Source organism: Saprospiraceae bacterium (assembly GCA_016716185.1).
In the GTDB taxonomy this organism is placed as follows: domain Bacteria; phylum Bacteroidota; class Bacteroidia; order Chitinophagales; family Saprospiraceae; genus Vicinibacter.
Map to the genome: position 1 here is coordinate 1 of JADJWV010000002.1, position 22,123 is coordinate 22,123.

Below are 22,123 nucleotides of genomic sequence, written 5' to 3' on the forward strand. Positions count from 1 at the left end.
TCATAATTGTCCTTGAATTTTTGGAATAATTACACTGTCAAGAAATTTTCTACAATATCTGTCGCGGTTTATTGCCGAGTTGTTCAGCTAATCCGATAATAATTCCTTCCGTCCCAGGAGATGTAGCAAAGGCGATAAATGTTCTCATAATTAACTATTTCCTCCTACGAGTTCGGCACCGTGTTTTATTAGTCGTAATACTAGTTCGTCAATATTGTCAACGGCGAACATTACACGTAAATAACCGGTGAGTTTAAGGAGCAGTCCTATGGTCGGATATCGTGGCTGGGGTTAGAAACCGTGAAAGTTCAAACCAGCTGTGTCCGTCAGGTGTAACCATCATTGCAATCTCTACTGACTGATTTCCAAGTCCTGTTACTCGTCCTGCCCATTCACCCCCACCATTGCTCGTCCCTCAAGTTTTAATCCTAGCTCTTCGAAAAAGAAATGGCGTTGTCGAGGATTTTACTACGATGCCTACATTGTGCATTTGAAGTAATTTACTTTTTGTCATAATTTATTCTCTTTATTAAGTTTCTGTTTAAGTTGTCTTTTCTTGGCGTCTTGTCGTTAAAGTTGCCGCATAACGGTCAGCTGCTTACGCCGTGCCCGATTTAGTACCTAATATTTTGAATGAAAATATGAACCGAAGTGAGCAAGCACCCTGTTTGTGGTGGTTTTATTTTCTTTAAGGAACTATTCAGGAGTAATATTTGCTTGTTTAATATTGCTCTCAAAGTTCCTTCTGGCATAGACCTGTGATTTGGGATAGTGTTGTAATGATTTGTTTTGATGAATGCAAACTTCATGACTTCCTCTACCTGTCTGTGGAATTCAAAACTAAAACTCTTCAATCTCTTGACTATATACCTATACTAAAACCCAGCAAGTCTTCCCATTTATATTCCAACCACCAAAGGATAGTCAAAGGCATCACCAGTTTTTTGACTTGGTTTTGATCTTGTGTTTGAGATTCAAGTATTTTTAACAACATCCCTGGCGATTCCGAGCGTTTCGGTGACGGTTCTCCCTTGAGCTACCAAACCCTGAATATCATCGGAAGTGGCCAAGTAAAAAGCCCTCAGGTAACTTTTCTATATGAATTTGTATTGTGCCTTCCATTTTAATTACTTAGTTATGCAAATATAGCTTTTTTTCTTTCAGTCATGTTCCGTTTAATAAGTGACCACTAACGATTAGCAACAACCCGAAGTTGGCGATTTCGTGGACGAAATCTGTCTTTCACCACTGAACTTGAGATGAAGTACATAGCTTCATTTAACCACTGAACCGCCAATTTCTTGTTGGTGCTGTTAAATTAGGCTTTTCTGTCTGTCGTTGAAGTTGTTTAGTCTTACTAATAACGAGTACCAATTGTTTCTAAAGGCATGGACTCTTGAATAAGAGCCAAATCAGCTTTAGTTAGTTCAACATTAAAGGCACCTAAATTCTCTTCGAGACGTTGAACTTTTCTTGTTCCTGGAATAGCCACAATTTCATCGTTTTTACTTAGCACCCATGAAAGAGCAACTTGTGCTTTGGAAACTTTTTGTCTTGTGCAATTTGCTCTACAACCCCCACAAATTTTAGATTTTCCTTTATCGCTCCGTCTGTAAATCGAGGAAGTGTAAGACGCCAATCACTTGCTTCTAAATCTGCTCGACTTTTGATTGCCCCTGTTAAGAACCCTCGCCCAAGTGGACTATAAGCTACAAAGGTGATTCCGAGTTCTTGACATACATCCAAAATTTCTTCCTCTGGTTCTTTGCTCCACAAGGAATATTCATTTTGCACAGCAGTAAGCGGGTGAACTGCATGTGCTCTTCGAATCATTTCTGCATTCGCTTCGCAAATGCCCAATTGTTTTATTTTGCCTTGTTTAACTAAGTCACTCATGGTTCCAACAATTTCTTCAATTTCTACTTTCGGGTCTTGACGATGCATATAATACAAATCAATTGTGTCGAGTTCCAAATTTTGGAGACTTTGTTCACATGCTTGTCTTATGTATTCGGGTTTACCATTTAGTCCAAGAAATTCACCTTTAGGTCCTCGCATAACAGCAAACTTGGTCGCTAAAATTACTTCACTCCACCGTCCTTTGAATGCTTTTCCTAGTAGTCGTTCATTTGCCCCCCAACCATACATGTCGGCTGTATCGAAAAAATTCACTCCTAAGTCAATGGCTTTATGCAATGTATTGATGGATTCCTGTTCGCTAAAAGAACCATAAAACTCAGACATGCCCATGCAACCAAGTCCAATTCTGTTAACTGTTAGATTACTGTGTCCTAATGTTGTTGTTTGCTTCATTGTTTCTATGTTTTAAAATTATTGTCTGTTGTTTTTTATGTCGGATAAGTAATACATGTTCGTCTTTAAGCTTACCGCTGTTATGCTTTCGTTTTTACTATTCATTTTGGAAGTAGTTCTTTATTCTATTCATGTCGCTCTCAGATTTTCTGTTCCTAATTTCTTACAAATGTAAATTGCTAAGAAAACAAATCCTGTGCTTAATACGGCAACAATTAATTCTTTGTCAAATTCGGAACATAAATTATTTAAAAAGTGAAATATCATTACGGGTAACATCATCCCTTTGCTCGAATTATAAATGGAAGTCAGGATTATTGCTCCAACAAAAATTCCAAAGAAGAAACCTATTGAAATTCCCAAAGAAAAATCAAACCTGTAAAAGAAAAACGGAATGTGCCACAAAGCCCAAATAACTGTCAAGAGAATAGTTGCCTTCCATGCTGTATATTTTTCCTGCAAATGGGGAAGTAAAAATCCTCTCCATCCAATTTCTTCGAAAATTGAATAGGTCAACAGGGGTAGTAACCATACTATAATTTCATTTTCAGTATTCCAATTCAGATTGGCAAAGTTCCCAAAGCTATATCCTGTAGATTTTATAAGTGGATAAATTAGAAGTCCAAGTCCAAAAAACGCAAGAGGCAAAACAACGAATAAAATCGTTTTTTTGTCTAACACTTGTAATCCTATTTTTTCTACTAATTTTTTGACTCCCGTTTTCCCATAAAATGAATATGTGGCTATCCAAGCTGCAATTGTGGGCCCAATAGCTGCAAAGGAATGATAGAGATTAAGTTGATAATTGGTTAAGTCCCCCTTTTTAAATAGTAAGTATATGCCAAATGCAATAATCCAGCTTATGCCATAGGCAATACTTGTATAGATAATTATTTTCTTAACTATACCAATATCTTTTTTCGATTCAACATTTATATTCATAGGAGGCATTTACTATTCTTAGACGTTTTTTGTTCCAAATTTCCATCCAATAGCCAAAACAACAATTGAAATAGTAGTTGTAATTTCAATAATACTGCAAAACAAATAGTATTTAATTGGCGAACCAACAAATAAGGTAGCTGTTTGAACAATCGTCATAATAGTACCTGCAATGATATTTGTCAAGCGGTTAGACTTGTAATTTAAAACCCTTGAAAGCAAAACCATTCCGATAGGAAATTGCATGAGAATAGCGGATGACAGTAAAAAATTATCGTTCATTTCCATCCCGTTCACTGTTCCTGAAAGATATTGGTTCAATAAGTTGGAATCCATTAATCCCATCACATCGCAAAAGAGATAATTCAGGGTAGCAAAAACCCAAAGGGTTGAGAATAAAGTTTTTTTGTCCATAGCTATCATTTCATTGTTACTCATTTCTGAATGCAGGTCGGATGCCGAAAACAAGTAAATAACCTATCATCCAGAATTCTCCCACCGTTGCAGGGATAACCAGCATAGTAGTATAAGAGTTTTGAATACCTGAGGTTTTTAGAAAAGTCTGTAACAGGTATGCTATTCCACCTATAATCAATATCCGTCCTAACCAAATAGGCATTCTATGAGAACTAACAACAATATATCCCATTGGAATAAGCCAAAGCCCAAAGTAAAGTCCACCAATCGACCATGAGTTTGAAATAATATTTGTGAGTAGTTCTATCAAAGGGAACTTCTCCTGAAGATTTAGGGTAGAAGAATTTGCAATCGCAAGCGCAGAACTCATTGAGATTGCACTGACCATTATTACAACCGAATTAACTGTTCACCAAATGCCAAGGGTGTTAGCGACCCACTTATTAATGCCACCAAACAGCTTATAAAACCACACTGCAGCAAGAGCCTGAGATACAATTATGACCAACTCAAACGCAAGACTTAATCTTGCGATTGAACTCAGTTCAATCAAATTATTTAGCGTTTTCTGAGATTCACCTATATCAAAAACCCTGGAGTGGAGAACCATAAATCCAACAATTCCGGAAATAGCCAGTATCAAATACCACACTCCTGTTAGTCTTGCGGTCTTAATTAATTGTCTTTGTTCTATACTCATTTTTTCTGTATTATAAATTTTTTCAATTTAAAATGCCGTATTGGCAACAGATTTATTTCGTCTTCACTGTTTGATAATCATTCCAGTTTTTCGTGTTCCATTATTGCTCCTTACTTTATAAAAATAGATACTACGTGGCAAATGTTCCGTATTTATTGTGGCGTAGTTTGTAAATATTTGATCTGAAACACACTTTCCCATTAAATCATAAAGAGTAACCCTTGTTTGTATGTTGTTAAAGAATTGGAATGTAAGATGATCGTAAAAAGGATTCGGAAACACGTTCGAATTTTCAGCAACATTCGGCTTGTCAACACTTGTAATAATTAAATCGCAGTCCTGTTGCCAGGCTGTATTCCAATTGTAATACTGGTTTTTGTAATGTCCTAGAATTGTATCTTCATAACATCTCAAAGGCCCACCATAGGTGTGATGAGCAATTGGAAACATTCCATATATATTTCCGATTCCTTCGATTACAAATCCAGAAAATCCTATAATCAGATCAAAAACAGAATAATTAAATCGTTTTAACTGCTTTCCATTAATAGTAATTGTGTCCACTGCTAATACTTTCACCACAACAGGATGTTTGACTGCACCGAAAGTACAATTCAAAACGAATGAATCATTTTGCTTGGCGTTAAAGTCATATATTAGGCACCAGTCATTGTTTTTATAAAAATAGACTTTATTGCTGTCTGAATAGGTGAATTCTTGGTAGGTGATAGAAGAACCAGGTCCGCTATTTTCGATCACAGTTAAGATCTTACAACTTTGGCCATTTATCGATGTATCTGAAATGGACTCAAAAGTTTTGAATGTTGTATAATTTGGATTGATTGTACTTTGGGTGTAAGTCCACTTTGCACCAATTGGAGCCCATGTTTGAGCAAACGTTTGCGTCGACAATAATAGAAAAAGTAAAAGTGTCTTCATGGTAGATAAAATAAGACATATTAGATACCTGTTGTTTTGAGTTAAATTTGCTGCCGTGTTGGCAGCCGTAATTTCTAACCCACAAAGATAGGAGTGGCGTGGATAATTCTCCATGTATGTTGATGCTTTTCCAATTCACTTATGACTTCATAATATTTTTCAAACCTATCTGTAGCCCGCTTAAAACATGATAGTGTTAAGCTGGACACTGTTATAAGGTTAAAAATAATATTCTCATATAGCAATTTATCTATAGCTGCCAACTGTTTGCGGCTTTGCGTTCGGGCGGGTTTTGGAACACAAAACTTTCAACCAGCACTGAACCTGTATAGAAGTACATAGCTTCAAGTTTGTATGTCACTCTGCCTGTCGCAAAACCCGTGTTAGCGGTTCGGCTTGAAATTGTCATAGCCATTGCCCTTTCATTTTTTAATTTCTTCAACCAATAAATTTGCTATTTCTTCTCTTAACTCTTTAAAAAATTATCGGTCTTTTTATTAGAAAGCAAACACAAAAAGATATTGGTATCATCATACCACCTGATATACGTATGAGCACCCCAATTTCGTCCTGAATGTGCCCTGAATTTTCCGAGACGATCTTCCGTAAAAAACCATCCGAAACCATAATTCCAGTTTTCGGTATTGCTGGCTTCAGAAAATTCGTGGGACTGTACAAAATACTTTGCCCAATGTTCTGGATTTCTGCAAACGGTTTGGTAATAGGCAATTAAATCTTTTCCTGAAACATACATTCCCGCTTCACCTGAGCTAAAGGCATTAAAAATGACCGGGTTTAAAGAATCATCGTATCCATATAATTTCATACTACACTCAGGAAGATAACACGCTTGTGTCATACCCAATGGAACAAGAACATTTTTATGGCAATAATCTTGAAAAGACATCTTTGTAACCTGCTCTACGATTTCTGAAAGCAACAGATATCCCGAATTACTATATCCCCATCTGCTTCCGGGTGCAAATACTGTGGTATCGAGTTTGGACAACATTGTTATTGCTTCCTGCTTGTTTACCGTATCGTGTCTCGTTGTCAAAGAATAAAAGTCGTGGATGCCATTGGTATGATTTGCCAATTGTTTTATGGTTACCTTTTGCAACGCAGGTTTTAGCTTGGGAAAATATTTTCCTATGGAATCTTCCTGATGAATTACTCCTTTTTCAATCAACTGTAATATGGCAAGACCTGTAAACTGTTTAGCTACCGAAGCAAGGTCAAACCTGTCGTTCAATGAAATTCTATCTTTTTTTGTTGTCGGGTCTTTGTAGCCATACTCAAACGTTAATAGGCTGTCTGCTCCAAAACCTACGATAATTATTCCATTGTACCCGCCCAAATTGTCGTACTTATGAACGATGCTGTCGATCTTATTGCCTATTGTCTGGCCGTTGCAAATGCTGGCAGAAATAAATAGATGTAGTATGAAAAATATCTGTTTCAGCTTGATGTATTTTCTGTCTTTGTGGGTCGTACTAAGCTGACCGCTAACGGTTTTGACGATGCGCCGTGGCTGAACCTTTTGCGGGTTGGCATTGTACGGGTCGTGGTGCATAGCCTGTGTTGTCGGGATTTTTGTTACTCTACGACTTTCTTAGTTACTAATGATTGATAGTAATTCTTGATTCTCGGAGAGAGCAATATAATAATCCACAGTCCAGGAAGCACCACAGTCCAGACTGGGCGCCAAGCACTTCTGAAAAGATATGGATTATCCTCATACCCTCCGCTCCAGGTCGCTATATCAACAAGGTGAATAATTATAAAGACTGCCAAAAGTAGTATGTTGCTATATTGAGGTGCGAGCTTCCTATTTATCCCATGAACAGTTACCATTGGACCAAATGTTACAATCACGCAGTACCCATAAACCATGCCCATGTTCCAGCCTGTTATTGGAATAATTGACTCTTCAACTCTAATTGGAAATAAAAGTTGAATGACTAAACTCAGAACTGTAACACAGACACAAAACACAGCAAAGAACTTAAGTTCGAGCGGGGCAAGGGAGTAGTTCTTTAAAAATGTCTTTAACCAGAGATTTAGTTTACTGTTCATAAGAAATCGTTAAATATCCGACAACGGATTTGGCACGGACGCTGCACCGCCAAACCATTGTTAACCAAAAGTAAGAAATTAATTTTTACTACCGGAAAAAATTATCCCTGATGAATAGGGAGAGAATGATTTTTGATGCTTAGTGGTGTGGCGTCTATTCCGTGTTAGTGACAGCACATTTATTTGGGGATGGAGTGTCCAACCAAGGTATCTAAATTGGAATCCTTAATAAGCTTATAAAATTTATTATTTGAACTAACTTTTAACTTTCCTCTTTCAATTATCTGGATAATAGCATCGATTATAAGTTTTTTCTGCTCTAGATTTAATTCTTTATTTTCTAATAGCATTACTAAATATTGTACGGTTCTATCTGAACCGCTCGTTCTTAAAAATCCCAGCATTCGAGAAAATATATCTTGATGCAAATAGTTAGAAATTCTATTCAATATTTCATTTTCAATTTCATCGCTTGAATCAAAAAGAGAACGTATTATATGGTCTCTAATTTCAAGAGAATGTGAGGTATCATCAAGATATATAAAATATTCTTTTTGTAATCTGTTTCTGTTATCTCTTAGAAATTCGCTTTCGACTTCAATACAGGGATAGGAATTATAATAATCATGTCTTTTATTTTGTTTGGAAATAAATCTATTAATTACATAAGTGAATGAATCCTGTAATGAATGAATTGAATTGAGTCTAAATTCAGTTTTTAAATTCATTCTTTCTATTCTTATGGGAAGATTTCTTAGATACCATGAAGGATTTTGCGTAGTAAATTGCGAATAATTAGAAGATCTTCTTTTATCCTTTAGAATTTCAGACCAAATTACATTGGCGCAATTGCAACTATTAAACTCTTCTTTAGTGATATTATCTAATTTTACCGATAACTCTTCAAGTTTTGCATCTATCATTGTCAGATTGAACTTCTCATGGAATGCCAAGGACTTTAGCCTTTTGCATTGATAGGAATAAGAAGTCTGATACTTAATAATCAAACCAACAATGCCTAAAACAATAATTAAGATTAGAAAATATCTATACATGGTGTTGACGCTAACAGTTCCCGGGGAAGGGGAGTGCGGTTTTGAAGTCTAGGTTAAGTTAGGAAATGTGTTTGCAAATTTACGAAAATTTCCTCACGGAGAAAGTTGTAGCACTACCTTTACTCATTGTTAGTGGCTGGCAATCTTGTGGATTAGTCAATTCTCAATATTTTCAGGTATTCTGTCCAAGGGCCAACTTCATTTTTGTATTGCTTTGCTAATACCCTTGAAATTTGGGCAATGTGGTTCAGGTCGTGAACTACCCAAGTCGATAGTAATTGCGATAGCGTTACCGTTCCAAATGCAGGATGAATTGCTGTTTTTTCCAGGTCCGTGAACGTTATTCTGGTTTGCATCAATCTATCGATATTTTTAGCTCTAAGCACTGAGAATTCTGAAAGCAACTGCTGAATATTTTGGTCTTTACTATTCTGAAACTGTGCAAATCTGTCAAACGGCTCAAATACTCTTTCGTTTGAAGTACTAAGTATTATTTCCATTCTTGGTATCCAATCCGTTTTTTCTCCATGAATTAAATGTCCAACTATGTCATAGGCACTCCATGTGTTATCTCCTTCTGTTACAAATACCCACTCCTCTGACAATCCTGAAAGCATGCTCTCAACCGTTTTCGGCGTTTGAGTTAAAATTTCTATTGCTTTATTCAGTTCAAATATCATATTAATCTAATCGTAGTTCATTATTTCTGTTTCTTAAATCCAAACCTCCTTCAAGAATAGATTTTAAATTAAGTAAATAAAAAGTCCATCCCGTTTTACAGCCAAGATGCCATGAAACTTTTGCCTCCTCGTTTGTGGGAATTTGGGTTTGAATGAGTTCAATTATTGTAAGGTTATTTTCTGACAGAATTTTAATACTTACGATTCCTGCATTTCCAAATCTGAAACGGATAAACTCATCAGCTTCTGCACTTAAGATTTCACCCGTTTCAAAAACTGAATCGGGATATCCGTACCACATCCATCTGTATGTATCTGTGGGCTGAATGACCTCTTGCTCCTTGCGTTTTATGCCGGAAGAACTCATAAATATGGCCTCTCTGAGAAACCAAGTTTCAAATCCAGCCTGCGTTGATAGGAGTTTTTCAATTTGTTTTACTGAAGCATTTGTTGGCTGTTTTACAGTAAATTTACTCCAGTCATAATTATTGTCCATATTCGTGAAATTTAATTATCAAAGTAAAATTTTGAAGAAAGTTTTTTTACAAGCACTTTGGTGGTTAAATCAGATATTTTAAATTCTTTTTAGAAGATAACTGTTTATATCCTCCTCCCAATCGCTCAGGTTGCTCTTATACATAGCTTCCAGAAAGTGCTTGTTCAGTTGATTACCCAGTTCATTTAATCCAATAAATGTGTAAGTGACAGTGGCTATTGTTTTACTGTCTGCTATTGGTTTACAGTTTATTGTAATTGTCCAATATCGATTTTCGGAAGAAACCAGATACTGAATTAAAAAATTATCTTGGGCAAACTTTGAAACTCGCCAAATAAGTTCCTTTTCACCATGACCGTGACCGTGTGTTTTGAATGTCGTCCCTTCTTCAATGATTTCCGTTGTTGGATAAATTAAGGTTGGATTCCATCCCTTTGCCCATTTCCGTTCTTCAAATGCACCGAATAGCGGGAAGACAGTTATTATTTTGTCATTTACAATTATAGTTGCCGTTTGTGATATCTTTTCAGCTTTAAAAGTTGTGTCGTCCCTTGTTTGAACCTTGTTTCCACAGGCTGTAATAATTAATGAAGTGATGATAAAAATGCAGGTAAATTTCATATCATATTGCGATTAAAATTTACTACAAAGAAACGAGCAACAACAATAGGCGATTTATCGAAAATTGGGAATTTGCGATGGGACAATATGAAATTTCCGTTTAAATAAATTACTAAACGAACCTACGCTTTCAAAGTCGAGGGCAAAGCAGACCTCACTTACAGAATAGTCTTTACTATGAAGAAGTTCAAATGCTTTTTGAAGTTTTATTTGAGTATAATATTGATGTGGAGTAGTTCCAGTGATACTTTTGAAATGGCTGAGAAAATGAAACTTGTTCATACAAACTAATTCAGCTATTTTATCTAATGTTTTCTTTTCATAAATTGAATCGTTCATTATTTCAATGGATTGAAAAATACGACTGTAAATTTCTTCTCTGGTTGTTCGTTTGACAGCTTGAATATTATTCATTTTTGTTTGTGTACAGCAAATTTGAACCGCAATGTCTATAGCCAATTCTGTAAGGTGATTATTTATGTTGTCTTTTGATTGTTCTGCTTTAGTAAGCAAAGATATTTTGCTCATTATAGCCATATCAAGAGCGAAAGGCACAGTTGGAACGGTAATCTCAGTATTGGTTATTTGAGGAACGCTTAAAAGCTGCTCGTTTGATTGTAATAAATAGCTAAAACAGTCATTGATAAATTGAGGCTTAAACAATATGAACAGCGTTTGAATGGGCTTGCTTTCACTAAAATCTATTTCCAAATTATCGTTGTGGTTCAGAAAATAGAAACGCTTGTCTGAAACTTCTATTTTTCTTTTATTGGCAACATAGCGACCTGTATTTAGAAAATTGGCTATGAATAAATAGGGTGTCTTATGTTCAGGGTAATAATATTTCGTCTTTGAGTTCGCCAATATTACTATGTTGTCCTCCAGTTCCGGAGGTTCGGTTGTAAATGTCTCTATGTCTGGTAATTTTGTTGAAATCATCTTTATTGAAAAATGTTTGTCCTTGCTTGCCACTATCTCAAAGGAATGTTAATGATTTTATGATAAAAATACAAAATCCGAATTAATTATGCAAAAAATCATCAACATTTCAAGTTGTCTCGCTCAAAGTTTATACCATTATTAAATACCCAATTATAAGAGCGGGAGAGCCCGGGGTTACATTTATGGGAAACCCGTTGTATAGAGCCGGGCTTATCTGGTTGCACTCTATTTATAAACGAGATCGTCCTAAAAATTCAAAAGTAGATCAAGATGGTCATATCCTAAACTCAAATCTAGCGAAAAAAAACTCTTTGGGCTATCCTCTTCCCTGCTCGACATCTCCATAGATTTACTTACTTGCTTGGCTTCCTGGGCGAAACTAACGCAGATTTCGTTCAACAGCGTTTTCATTGTTCTTAATGCATACGCAACGAAAACTTGGTTGTTGGCAGCCGCATTTATTTCATGTTCTTTATTTTTTCATTAATTTTATCAACAAAGTCATGATATTTCGAAGGAATATTTCGTTTCATTTGATCTATAAGCCAAAATTTTCTAATTCCATTAAAATTGTATTCAAAATAAAGTCCTCCCCAATCACCAGCATCTGGTTGCCCAACTACGTTTTTTAATTCATTTAACAAATCTTGTGGAAAACTATTTATTAGGTCTTTAGTTTCCAAAAAATTTTGATCGGACAATTGAATATAAATGCCTTCATAATATTGATTACTACTTGGATACTCATCTTTGATATCTTCATAAAGATTTTTATTATCCACTCGGTAAATTTCGATACAACCCTCGCCTTCACATTCCCCATAAAAATGACCGAATATAAAGTAATCCGTATTCTCTGTTTCGGTACAGTCCTTTCTGCAAGAAACACATAGTAGCGTAGAAAAGCAAAGAGATATTAAATACCATTTCATCCTTTGTAAATTTAAATCTAATATAGTTAATAAAGCTATATAATTTGTTTATTTATATGGCTGGCAACGGTTGGGCAAAGACGCTGCACCGCCAAACCATTGGTATCCAAAAGTAAGAAATTAATATTTCATTACCGGAAAAAATTATCCCGATGAATCGGGATAGAATGATTTTTGAGGCTTAGTGGTGTGGCGTCTATTCCGTGTTAGCGACAGCACATTTATTTGGGGCTGGAGTGTCCAACCAAAGTATCTAAATTGGAATCCTTAATAAGCTTATAAAATTTATTATTTGTACTAACTTTTACCTTTCCTCCTTCAATTATCTGGATAATAGCATCGATTATAAGTTTTTTCTGCTCTAGATTTAATTCTTTATTTTCTAATAGCATTACTAAATATTGTACGGTTCTATCTGAACCGCTCGTTCTTAAAAATCCTAGCATTCGAGAAAATATATCTTGATGCAAATAGTTAGAAATTCTATTCAATATTTCATTTTCAATTTCATCGCTTGAATCAAAAAGAGAACGTATTATATGGTCTCTAATTTCAAAAGAATGTGAGGTATCATCAAGATATATAAAATATTCTTTTTGTAATCTGTTTCTGTTATCTCTTAGAAATTCGCTTTCGACTTCAATACAGGGATAGGAATTATAATAATCATGTCTTTTATTTTGTTTGGAAATAAATCTATTAATTACATAAGTGAATGAATCCTGTAATGAATGAATTGAATTGAGTCTAAATTCAGTTTTTAAATTCATTCTTTCTATTCTTATGGGAAGATTTCTTAGATACCATGAAGGATCTTGCGTAGTAAATTGCGAATAATTAGAAAATCTTCTTTTATCCTTTTGAAATTCAGACCAAATTACATTGGCGCAATTGCAACTATTAAACTCTTCTTTAGTGATATTATCTAATTTTACCGATAACTCTTCAAGTTTTGCATCTATCATTGTCAGATTGAACTTCTCATGGAATGCCAAGGACTTTAGCCTTTTGCATTGATAGGAATAAGAAGTCTGATACTTAATAATTAAACCAACAATGCCTAAAACAATAATTAAGATTAGAAAATATCTATACATGGTGTTGTCGCTAACGTTTTGCGTGTTACCGCAGTTGGCGATTTCCGAGCGTTTCACTGTCAACCTGCACAAAAGTTTTATAGTAGCACTCAGCTTCAATTTTGCACGTCTCCGCCAATTGAGGCACCACGATGTTACCAGTAGGCCTTCTGTCTTTCCAACGTTGGAAACCATTGTCATTGTTGAGTTTCACTGTCTTTGTCGTGACGGTCTGTGCGGTTGTGTATTTTTTATTTTCAGAAGGGGAGGAGATTTTTTTTAATTCAATTTTGTCTGCGTGGGAAAGGTGGAAGCTCTTTTGCAAGCTTTAGTCTGTGCTTGGGCTTGTGCGGCTTGCAAATGTGCTTACATCTGTGCGTTGGCTATTTACTATTAACTTCATTCCAGAATTTTGACAGTTTATTGCTTTCTACTACACCGTCATACTTTAATAGTTCTTCAATAGGAACAACCAATCTCCATGCTTTTGATTGCGCTTGTCTTGTATGTTTGTTTTCAATTGTTTCAATAATTCCATAGTTATGTGCCAATGGAATAATTTCGTCAACTACGATGCTTGAATTTATACCAAAATGCTTTTCGTCAACAATACTCTTTTCATATTGAATTGTCATCTTATTGAACTTGAGTAAAAAGCGATTAAGTGTTTTCTTGAACTCACTCTTTTCTTCTAATAAGTCCTTCGTTGTTCCTTCTGGCTCAGGCTGTTCTTCTTGAACTTTAATACCACTTAGAATTAGTAACTCTTTTATTCTTTCAGGTGAATAAGCTACTTCTTTCACATCACCATCATGAAGCAACACTATTGAAATTACTTGATAATCTTTAAGCGATACATTTTTAAAGCAGTTGGAAGATGTAATTTCAATTTTAACTTCATTGAATGAACAATTTATAAAATGCACATTTTCAAGACATGTGTCCCTTAGGCTGATGTTTATGAAAGTTCCATTTTCAAAAGTTATATTTTTTAGATTTTTGTTTTCAAAAACCAAGCTTGTGTAAGTGACATTGGAATCAAAGGTTATTGATTCTTCAAAAGGAATTTTATCAATCATGAAAGGAAATAAAGTTCCAATATTCATTTGCAGATAAGTTGGTTTGTATTCCTCATCTATCAAGTGTTTGAAAATTTGAATTATCGTATGAATATGTGTTTGTAAATCCTTAACATAATTGAAGCAATACATACCAACCGAATCGGGCAGTTGGTCTATGTATAAAAATTGTTTTAATCTGTAGAAGTTTGAGTTATTGGGTGCTGTCTCAATTAATTCAGCTAAGGAACGGGCAAGAAAGTAATTTTTAAATTCTTCGTGGTCAAATTTTCTTGCGTCAAATTTGGATTCATTTACTGGAATCAAAAAAGCATGCGATTTTACCATGTTCATTACGACAGGTCTAATTGTTTCATCAATTCCCCAAACGCTTAAAAGTATTGCAGCATAGTGTTCAATTTCTTCTACTGTTACATAGTCTCGCTTTGATTCCCACATGGCATTGGCAACTTCTGAAAGGAACCTAATATGTTGGTCAAAACTTAAATATGGTTTTCCTGTTTTGCTATCCCTTTCTTTCCATTTATCAACTTCTCTCATTGTAAAGGCTTCCACAATTTGAGAAACGCCTTGTTCAGGTCTGCTTGTCTTTGAGAAGAATAACGGAATAAGTTCTTTGTCACCTTCAATGGCAGTAGCAAGTTTAGTGAGAAGAAAGGGTCTTGTTAATATTGGGTGATTTTCATCGTGCAATTCAGCTACAACACAGTCGTATATTTTTTCAGATTCATCAAACGCACAATTATTAAAATATTCAACAACTTCTTTCTTTGTCCAATCTTTCAATTTCAATTCATTAAAAATAATGTCATGAGGAACATTGCTTTTAAGTAATGATGTTCTTTTCAAATAATCATGTGTGTCGAAAAATGTTCTTCTTGACGCTGCAATCAATGTCCCTTGACCTTGCATTTCGTTGATGAAATTTGCAAGAGAAGAAACGGCATTCATGCCACCAATTTCTGCTGCTAATTCGTCAAATCCATCAATTGCAAGAATGATATATCGCTTTTGAATTAAGTTGATAACGGATGAATAATATAAACCTGGCAGTCTCAATTCTCCTAAGTCAAACATGATCGCTTCAGGTAACCTTACCAAATCACGACCTTGTAAGTCAATATGCCAAAAGAGATAAGAAGATTGATTCTTTAAATAGCGGTCTGCTTGTAAATATTGATACTGCTTTAATAATGCACTTTTTCCATGGCCAGCATCTGCTGTTATGAAACTAATTTTCGAACCAAATTCTAAAAAATTATCGCACTCTTGACTTAATAAAGTTAAAGCCGTATTTCGTGTTGCCGTATGAACTGATTTCAAAATGGCTGGACTATCAACAAAAGCATCAATAGTTTTTCGCTTTTCAATAATTTTCCTTGCGAACAGTTCAAGGTTTGCAAGTTTCTTTGCAATAAATGTTCTATATGCAAATTGTTCCCCTTGATAGGTTACGATTCTATTCCCATCTTGATTGGTTGTAATTTGGCAAGTTTGCAAGCTTCCATTCTTATAAAAAATGATGTCACCATTCGATTCAAATAATACATCCGAATCGTCATCTGCAAACGCTAGAATATCGTTTTTTATATCTTCTCTTGTCATGATACTAATGCTGTTTTAATGTTGAATGGCTGCATGAAAGCAGATACAAAATCATTTACCTGTTCATTCTTTATGCCTAAAATTATAGATTGAATATTCTCTTTTTTATTAATTGAAGCTAATGCCAATGAAGGGAGATGGTCTTGGTCGTCTGATATTACCAAAACTCCAATTATCGTCTCGTCTTCTGATGTAGAAATTACATCACATGCTATTAATGTGTCCACCATTTTCTGTTCAGCACCTTTGAAAATATTCTTGTGTAAATTTTCACAGCCATCAACACCACACTTTCTCTCTTTGCTATCGGTAAACTTATATAGCAAGTATTTTGGGCATGTTGTTTTGTTGTCTTTACATAAGTCATCTGCACATTCATGGTTTATTCGAATCCGTTTAACTCCTTGTGTTTCCTTGTAAGTGTAGCCCCAGATAAACTCTGGCTTAATGTGTAATGAAGTGGCTAATTCTATTGAGCCATTTAAAATTCCTTTTGAGGAAACTTTTGGAAAAACATTTACTTGGCTAAGTAACTGCTGAACTTCCGATGCAACTTTCGTAAATGAAGTTTCTTTATACCAACCCCCATACAGTCTTATTTGAACAGAATTGAAATCAGAAAATTCAGTTTCACATAAACGAACCATTTCTTTAAATGAAAGCTCCATTTGTTCGGGACTGAGTTTTGAAACATCAGAACCGAAATAATTATCATAATCTATGAGTATAACTACTGTTTTCAAACCTGAACTGCTTTTTGATTTTTATTAATACTCAACTCCCCCCTAAACGCTTTTTTGCTCAAACTGCCATACAAATTCTCCAACTCTTGCAAACTTTGTTGGTATTGGGTTTTGAGGGCTTCTGTTTTTTCTACGATTTGGGCAAATTGGGTTTGGAGTTCGATGGGGGGAATTAAGATCTTAATTCCTTGTAATTCTTGTGCATTAATGTTTGCCATGCCAACAATGCTTTTACACATTCCCAACAGTGTTTGTTTACCATGTATAGAATTTAAATAGCCCCATAAAAACCAAGGATTGGCTTTTTCATTTGTTCTTATTCTAATTAAATATCCAGCAATTATCATTTCTGAATCTTCATTGAATACTCCCGTTTTCCCAACTAGTTCTTTTGAATTTGTTCGATTGAAGAGTAAATCACCTTTTCTCACTACATATTTTTCTTTTTCTTTCTGGTCAACAATATTGATGTATTTCAACTTTGAATAATCCATGTAACCATCTGGAGTTATATTATTCATCCTAAGGTATGGATATAAACCTTCTTCTTCGGCTGGACTACTTGTTCCATATTTTACTTCTGAAACAACATCTCTTATTGTGCCTTTCTGGAATTTATTCTTATTTGTTGATGCATCCCCAAACATCTCCAAAAACGTGCTTTTCAAAAAATCATCCAGCAGGCGGATGCTTTCTTTGCGTTGGGCTATCAGGTTTTCGGCATTGCTGAGGATGTTGGCTATGTGGAGTTGGTCGGGAAGTGAAGGAAGAGGAATAGAGAAATCCGTCAGGTTATTTAATCTTATGTAATTAGTCGCAGAACCAAATTGCTTATTGTGTAAACTCTTTTTCCATTCAGCTTTGAAATAAGCATAAATGTAATTCGGGTCAGCTTTGAAATTTTGAACTACATAGGTTCGTTGATACGCTTCAAATTTTCCATCATAGAAAAAAACTTCACCAACGTTTGCACCATTTCCGGGTAATATAATTGCAGGACCTTCAAATGAATAGGTTGGCGACTTAAATTGTCCGTATGCACAAGTATAAAACACATACTCGCCATCAGGGGTTGAATGATTTACATCATACTTCCCTGTTTTAATAGTTGCAATATTTCCAAGTTTTTCAAACTTCATTACATCAACTCTTTTAATTCCGCCAATCCTTTTTGAATTTCCGCTTCCATGCTTTCCAATTTCCCAAAAATCACCTCCGGCTTCTCATGCACTACTTCTTCATACACTTCTTCTTTGTAGGTGCTCAGGTTCAGGTCGTAGTTGTTTTCTACTAGTTCCTTTTTCGGCACCATGAAGTATTTCTGCTTTCGGTCATTGTCTTTCTTGGCATCTCTGCTTTTGTAGCGTTGCACAATGTCGGGCAAGTCGCTTTCCGCAATTTTGTTTCGTTTGTCGTCTAAGGTGTAGCCATCAGCTTGCATATCATAAAACCATACATTGTTGGTTTCTCCGCCTTTGGTAAAAATCAAAATAGCGGTGCTTACGCCTGCGTAGGGTTTAAATGTACCGCTTGGCACGGCTATTACAGCTTTAAGTTCTGCTTTATCAATGATTAGTTTTCTCACACCTTCAAAGGCTTTTCCGCTGTTTTGTATTACACCACTGGGCACAATTACGGCAGCAGTTCCACCCATTTTCAGCATATTAAAAATGCGTTCTACAAAAAGCAGTTCGGTTTTGGTGGTGGGCAGTTTCAGCCCTTCGTTAATATCACCTTTATCAATGTTGCCTGTAAAAGGCGGATTTGCCATAATAATGTCGAACTGGCTGTCTTCGTTGTAGGTTTTGCTTAACGTGTCTTTGTAATCAATTTTGGGTTCGTCAATGCCGTGCATCATCATGTTCATAAAACCCAAACGCACCATCGTTGTGTCAATATCATAACCCACAAAACTCTGGTCGAGTATGGTTTTTACTTTTTGCGTTAAAACGGCACTGATGGCAGCACGTTCAAAACCATCTTCATCTTTCTGTAATTTTGTAGGGTCTTTCTTTCTCACCAAATCGGTAAGTATGTATTGATATGCACCCAACAAGAAACCACCTGTTCCACAAGCAGGGTCGGCAATGCGTTGTCCTAGTTGAGGAGCTACTAATTCTGCCATAAGTTTGATAATATGTCTTGGAGTGCGGAACTGCCCGTTTTTGCCAGCCGTAGCAATTTCACTTAAGAGCATTTCATAAACATCCCCTTGAATATCTTGAAAAGCATGCCCGCCTTCAGTAGCATCTCTTTCGATTTCAGTGAAAATTTGCTCTATAATATTTATAGCTTCTACCAATAAACTAGCCTTGGGCATAATGAACACTGCATTAGCCATATGCTTAGTAAACGGAGAGGTTTCACCGTTTAATTCTTTAAGAAAAGGGAAAACCTTGGATTGTACATGAAAAAGCATTTCATCAGCTGGCATATGCTTAAATACACTCCATCTTAATTCATTTTTATCAATGGTTTGCTCACTGCCAGGAATTGTGAATTTCCCTTTGAATCTGGATGAGTACTTTTCCCCCGTGAACTCTGCATCACGTTCTCTCTTGGATTCTAATTCATCCAATCGTTTCATGAAAATTAGATACGTGATTTGCTCAATAGCAGTAAGTGGATTGCTAATTCCACCACTCCAGAAGTTATTCCAAAGTTTGTCTATCAGAGACTTTAATTCTGAGTTGTTTTGTAACATTATGCGGCTAATACTTTTTCGGTTAAAATTAAAATTTCGTCAATCTCTCTTTGGTTGAAAATTCCTCTTATCCCTTCGGGATGAAGCATGGTAAAAGGAGATTCAATCAGGTTTCGTTTGCTCACATCACCTTTTTCTAATACAAAGTTTTTGAGCAAGTCCAAAAATTGCAGTTGGCGGCTGGTGAGGTAACTATGTTTGGCAATAAAGTCATCAAATGCTTTGGTAACAGTTTCGGCAAAAGTTTCTAATTGTTCAATTCCTAAAATGTGTTTGATGAATTGCACCAATGCCGCTTTGCGGTGGTTATAAACCTTGCGAAGCAAATCAATGGTAATATGCGGATGCTCGTTGTGTAATTCTTCTGCTAATTGTTCAGCTTCATCTGTTGTGATTTCCTGACCTTGTTTTAGTTTTTGTAAAATAGGACTGCTTGAAACCAGTTCATTGATTTTCTTTTCTACCAGTTCACGGTATTTGGCTACACTCAACGCTTCGTGTTGCGGACCAAACTCAATAAATTCTTTTTCGGCTACAATATCTTTAAAGTTGAATTTTGCAGGAGCTAAAGGAATAACCGCTTCACGAAATTTCATCAATGGTGAAAGTTTCTGAATCAGTTCTTCAAACTTTTCTTCATTTATGGTTGACCAAAAATGATTGCTTTGTGCTTGTCGAATCAATTCTTGTTCTCTTGCCACGATGTTGATGCTCAAAGGAAGTTCGCCAATCTCTTCAATGATGCTTTCTTTCAATGTTTCAAACTTTTCGGTTTCACCCGCCAAATGAGCCAACGAAACTTCAACAATGTCTTTTTCAAATCGCATGGCTTTGAAATCCACATCCGAAACCGTACGAAGCAAGGGTTTTACCACTGCTTCTAAAAATTCCATTTTGTCAGAAGTTAGATTGTTCCAAAAGTTTTCATCTTCCAAGCGTTGCAATTCATGTTTAGCTTCCATGATTACAACTGAATTTTTCGGAAGTGCTTCAACTTGTTTTCTGATTTTCAGAACTTCCTTATTTACAATTTCTGAATTGCTCCGTGTTCTGGCTTCTTCAATCTTTTCCAATCGCACACCAAACAAGCGAACAGGTAAAGGAATCTGTCCTTTCAGTTCTTTTCCTCTAGGATTGAGTTTGAAATACTCAAAATTGTCCCAACAATCAAGAATTAGGAAGTTGTCTTTTTGAGTGCACCAAGGTTTTATTTTTTCAGGTTCGAGTAAACGAGTTCCTCTGCCTATCATTTGCCAAAACTTGGTGTAGCTGTAAACGGGTTTTGCAAAAACTAAATTCACCAATTCACGAACATCAATGCCCGTGTCGAGCATGTCAACACTAATGGCAATGCGTGGCATATCATTGTGAACAAACTGGTCAAGTAAACCACCTTTTCCGTAAACTCTTGGGTCTTCACTTACCAAAACTTTGGCTAATTCGCCTTTGTATTCGGGATAAAGGGAATCAAAAAATTCTTCTACTCGTCTTGCATGGGCTTTGCTAATACAAAAGAAAATCGTTTTTCCTGGCAATACTCCGTTGGCATCTTTGATGCTTTCTTCCATGAATTCTCGGACAATCAAAGCATTCGTTCCTCTGTTGATTACCTTTTTTTCAATCTCAGTTCCTTCGTAATTGATTTCTTCAATTTCCTTTCCTTCCAACATCAGTTTTTGTTGGTCTTCCAAAGTAATTGTCCGTTTGTTTATTCCTTCGTCCTGAAACTTGGTTTTGATTTTCATTACCTGAAAATTGCTCAGGAATGGCGGAATGTGGTTTACTGCTTCATCATACGAATAAGCAAAGGTTGGAACGCCATCTTCACATTCAAACAACTGAAACGTGTTGTGGTCAATTACATCCGTTGGCGTGGCTGTCAAGCCAAGTGTAATGGTATTAAAGTAATCAAGAATTTCCTGATAGGTGTTGTAGATACTTCGATGGCTTTCGTCCACCACAATCAAGTCAAAGAAATGCGGACTTAAACTTTTTTCTTCATTGCGAATCACGTTCAACATGGTCGGATACGTTGAAACATAAATTCGTCTGTCGGTAGCAATTTCTTTTTCGCCTTGCTTTGGCCATCGTGGTTCGTTGGGCAAATGCTCTTTGAATGCTTCTAGTGTTTGGTCACGAAGTGCAATTCTGTCAACCAAGAACAAAACTCTTTCTGCCCAACCTGCTCTCATTAGTGCGTCAACCAAAGCAATACAAGTTCTTGTCTTGCCTGTTCCTGTCGCCATTACCAACAAGAATTTGCGTTTCCGTTTCTCAACGGCTTCCACCACCGCACGGATTGATGCAATCTGATAATTCCGTCCTGCAATTTTAGTATTGATAAGTTCACCTGCTAATTGCTTTCTTGCTTTGCGTATGTATGCATAGCGTTCAAGGTCGTCACGGGTCGGAAACCCATAGACTTTTTTTGGTGGATAGTTGTCTAGGTCCCAAAAGTAGATGTCGTGTCCGTTGGTATAAAAGCAAAAAGGCAAGTCAACGCCTTGTGTTTGTTTGATATTGTAGCAATATTGTTTGGCTTGTTCCCGTCCAAGTGCAGCGTCCACAGAAGTTTTTTTTGCTTCAACAACTGCAAGCGGTTTGCCGTCCTTGCCCAATAAAACATAGTCGCTGTATTGGTGTCCTGCGTATGGTGTTGTTGGTTCTTCAACAACTGTCAAGTGAATATCAAATTCCTCAATTACCTGAGTTCGGTCAGTCACATTCCAGCCCGCTTGTTTTAAGCGGTGGTCAATGATTTCTTTCCTTGTCAGTTTTTCGTTTTTCACTTTTATATTCTAAA

General features: G+C 36.0%; 17 protein-coding genes and 3 pseudogenes. All 20 read right to left on the minus strand.

Going from position 1 to position 22,123, the window contains the following annotated elements; translation table 11 throughout:
• Positions 1 to 49: 49 nt before the first annotated feature.
• Positions 50 to 514 (minus strand): annotated as a pseudogene (locus IPM34_01935) (VOC family protein).
• A gap of 843 nt (positions 515 to 1,357) precedes the next feature.
• Positions 1,358 to 2,313, minus strand: a pseudogene (locus tag IPM34_01940) (aldo/keto reductase).
• 129 nt (positions 2,314 to 2,442) lie between these two features.
• Positions 2,443 to 3,255 carry a CPBP family intramembrane metalloprotease gene (locus IPM34_01945; protein ID MBK8954304.1) on the minus strand — a complete coding sequence of 271 codons (813 nt, stop codon included), beginning with the start codon at positions 3,253 to 3,255 and terminating at the stop codon, positions 2,443 to 2,445.
• Between the two features lie 18 nt (positions 3,256 to 3,273).
• Positions 3,274 to 3,678 carry a hypothetical protein gene (locus tag IPM34_01950; protein MBK8954305.1) on the minus strand — a complete coding sequence of 135 codons (405 nt, stop codon included), beginning with the start codon at positions 3,676 to 3,678 and terminating at the stop codon, positions 3,274 to 3,276.
• A 7-nt stretch (positions 3,679 to 3,685) separates the two neighbouring features.
• Positions 3,686 to 4,372: pseudogene (locus IPM34_01955) on the minus strand (DUF4386 domain-containing protein).
• A gap of 63 nt (positions 4,373 to 4,435) precedes the next feature.
• Positions 4,436 to 5,311 (minus strand): T9SS type A sorting domain-containing protein, encoded by an 876-nt coding sequence (locus IPM34_01960; protein ID MBK8954306.1) that lies wholly within the window; start codon positions 5,309 to 5,311, stop codon positions 4,436 to 4,438.
• Between the two features lie 466 nt (positions 5,312 to 5,777).
• Entirely contained in the window at positions 5,778 to 6,884 is a 1,107-nt protein-coding gene (locus IPM34_01965; protein ID MBK8954307.1) for a beta-lactamase family protein, read from the minus strand.
• A gap of 23 nt (positions 6,885 to 6,907) precedes the next feature.
• The gene (locus IPM34_01970) at positions 6,908 to 7,387 is read right to left on the minus strand and encodes a hypothetical protein (protein ID MBK8954308.1); all 480 of its coding nucleotides are present in this window, start codon (positions 7,385 to 7,387) and stop codon (positions 6,908 to 6,910) included.
• A gap of 179 nt (positions 7,388 to 7,566) precedes the next feature.
• On the minus strand, positions 7,567 to 8,442 hold the full coding sequence (locus IPM34_01975; protein ID MBK8954309.1) for a hypothetical protein: 876 nt from the start codon (positions 8,440 to 8,442) through the stop codon (positions 7,567 to 7,569).
• Positions 8,443 to 8,594: 152 nt separating this feature from the next.
• Positions 8,595 to 9,122: a DinB family protein gene (locus tag IPM34_01980; GenBank protein MBK8954310.1), complete on the minus strand. Its 528-nt coding sequence runs from the start codon at positions 9,120 to 9,122 to the stop codon at positions 8,595 to 8,597.
• Position 9,123: 1 nt separating this feature from the next.
• The gene (locus IPM34_01985; GenBank protein ID MBK8954311.1) at positions 9,124 to 9,618 is read right to left on the minus strand and encodes a hypothetical protein; all 495 of its coding nucleotides are present in this window, start codon (positions 9,616 to 9,618) and stop codon (positions 9,124 to 9,126) included.
• Between the two features lie 78 nt (positions 9,619 to 9,696).
• Entirely contained in the window at positions 9,697 to 10,239 is a 543-nt protein-coding gene (locus IPM34_01990; GenBank protein MBK8954312.1) for a hypothetical protein, read from the minus strand.
• Between the two features lie 54 nt (positions 10,240 to 10,293).
• Entirely contained in the window at positions 10,294 to 11,178 is an 885-nt protein-coding gene (locus tag IPM34_01995; GenBank protein MBK8954313.1) for a helix-turn-helix transcriptional regulator, read from the minus strand.
• Between the two features lie 461 nt (positions 11,179 to 11,639).
• Positions 11,640 to 12,113, minus strand: a complete 474-nt coding sequence (locus IPM34_02000; GenBank protein MBK8954314.1) for a hypothetical protein — start codon at positions 12,111 to 12,113, stop codon at positions 11,640 to 11,642.
• Between the two features lie 221 nt (positions 12,114 to 12,334).
• Entirely contained in the window at positions 12,335 to 13,273 is a 939-nt protein-coding gene (locus tag IPM34_02005) for a hypothetical protein (GenBank protein MBK8954315.1), read from the minus strand.
• Between the two features lie 299 nt (positions 13,274 to 13,572).
• Complete coding sequence (locus tag IPM34_02010; protein MBK8954316.1) at positions 13,573 to 15,873, minus strand: hypothetical protein; 2,301 nt, start codon at positions 15,871 to 15,873, stop codon at positions 13,573 to 13,575.
• The gene (locus IPM34_02015) at positions 15,870 to 16,616 is read right to left on the minus strand and encodes a hypothetical protein (protein ID MBK8954317.1); all 747 of its coding nucleotides are present in this window, start codon (positions 16,614 to 16,616) and stop codon (positions 15,870 to 15,872) included. Before IPM34_02015 ends, IPM34_02010 begins: the two co-directional genes overlap by 4 nt.
• On the minus strand, positions 16,613 to 17,755 hold the full coding sequence (locus IPM34_02020; GenBank protein MBK8954318.1) for a restriction endonuclease subunit S: 1,143 nt from the start codon (positions 17,753 to 17,755) through the stop codon (positions 16,613 to 16,615). Before IPM34_02020 ends, IPM34_02015 begins: the two co-directional genes overlap by 4 nt.
• Entirely contained in the window at positions 17,755 to 19,320 is a 1,566-nt protein-coding gene (locus tag IPM34_02025; protein MBK8954319.1) for an N-6 DNA methylase, read from the minus strand. The genes IPM34_02020 and IPM34_02025 overlap by 1 nt, the downstream gene beginning before the upstream one ends.
• Positions 19,320 to 22,109, minus strand: a complete 2,790-nt coding sequence (locus IPM34_02030; GenBank protein ID MBK8954320.1) for a DEAD/DEAH box helicase family protein — start codon at positions 22,107 to 22,109, stop codon at positions 19,320 to 19,322. The genes IPM34_02025 and IPM34_02030 overlap by 1 nt, the downstream gene beginning before the upstream one ends.
• Positions 22,110 to 22,123 lie beyond the last annotated feature (14 nt).

What these genes read in the sequence shown, in the direction of transcription:
- IPM34_02010 (MBK8954316.1), bottom strand. Translation starts at nt 15,873, where the DNA reads ATGACAAGAGAAGATATAAAAAACGATATTCTAGCGTTTGCAGATGAC.
- IPM34_01965 (MBK8954307.1), bottom strand. Translation starts at nt 6,884, where the DNA reads ATGCACCACGACCCGTACAATGCCAACCCGCAAAAGGTTCAGCCACGG.
- IPM34_01945 (MBK8954304.1), bottom strand. Translation starts at nt 3,255, where the DNA reads ATGAATATAAATGTTGAATCGAAAAAAGATATTGGTATAGTTAAGAAA.
- IPM34_01975 (MBK8954309.1), bottom strand. Translation starts at nt 8,442, where the DNA reads ATGTATAGATATTTTCTAATCTTAATTATTGTTTTAGGCATTGTTGGT.
- IPM34_02000 (MBK8954314.1), bottom strand. Translation starts at nt 12,113, where the DNA reads ATGAAATGGTATTTAATATCTCTTTGCTTTTCTACGCTACTATGTGTT.
- IPM34_02020 (MBK8954318.1), bottom strand. Translation starts at nt 17,755, where the DNA reads ATGAAGTTTGAAAAACTTGGAAATATTGCAACTATTAAAACAGGGAAG.
- IPM34_01980 (MBK8954310.1), bottom strand. Translation starts at nt 9,122, where the DNA reads ATGATATTTGAACTGAATAAAGCAATAGAAATTTTAACTCAAACGCCG.
- IPM34_01950 (MBK8954305.1), bottom strand. Translation starts at nt 3,678, where the DNA reads ATGATAGCTATGGACAAAAAAACTTTATTCTCAACCCTTTGGGTTTTT.
- IPM34_01995 (MBK8954313.1), bottom strand. Translation starts at nt 11,178, where the DNA reads ATGATTTCAACAAAATTACCAGACATAGAGACATTTACAACCGAACCT.
- IPM34_01990 (MBK8954312.1), bottom strand. Translation starts at nt 10,239, where the DNA reads ATGAAATTTACCTGCATTTTTATCATCACTTCATTAATTATTACAGCC.
- IPM34_01970 (MBK8954308.1), bottom strand. Translation starts at nt 7,387, where the DNA reads ATGAACAGTAAACTAAATCTCTGGTTAAAGACATTTTTAAAGAACTAC.
- IPM34_02025 (MBK8954319.1), bottom strand. Translation starts at nt 19,320, where the DNA reads ATGTTACAAAACAACTCAGAATTAAAGTCTCTGATAGACAAACTTTGG.
- IPM34_01985 (MBK8954311.1), bottom strand. Translation starts at nt 9,618, where the DNA reads ATGGACAATAATTATGACTGGAGTAAATTTACTGTAAAACAGCCAACA.
- IPM34_01960 (MBK8954306.1), bottom strand. Translation starts at nt 5,311, where the DNA reads ATGAAGACACTTTTACTTTTTCTATTATTGTCGACGCAAACGTTTGCT.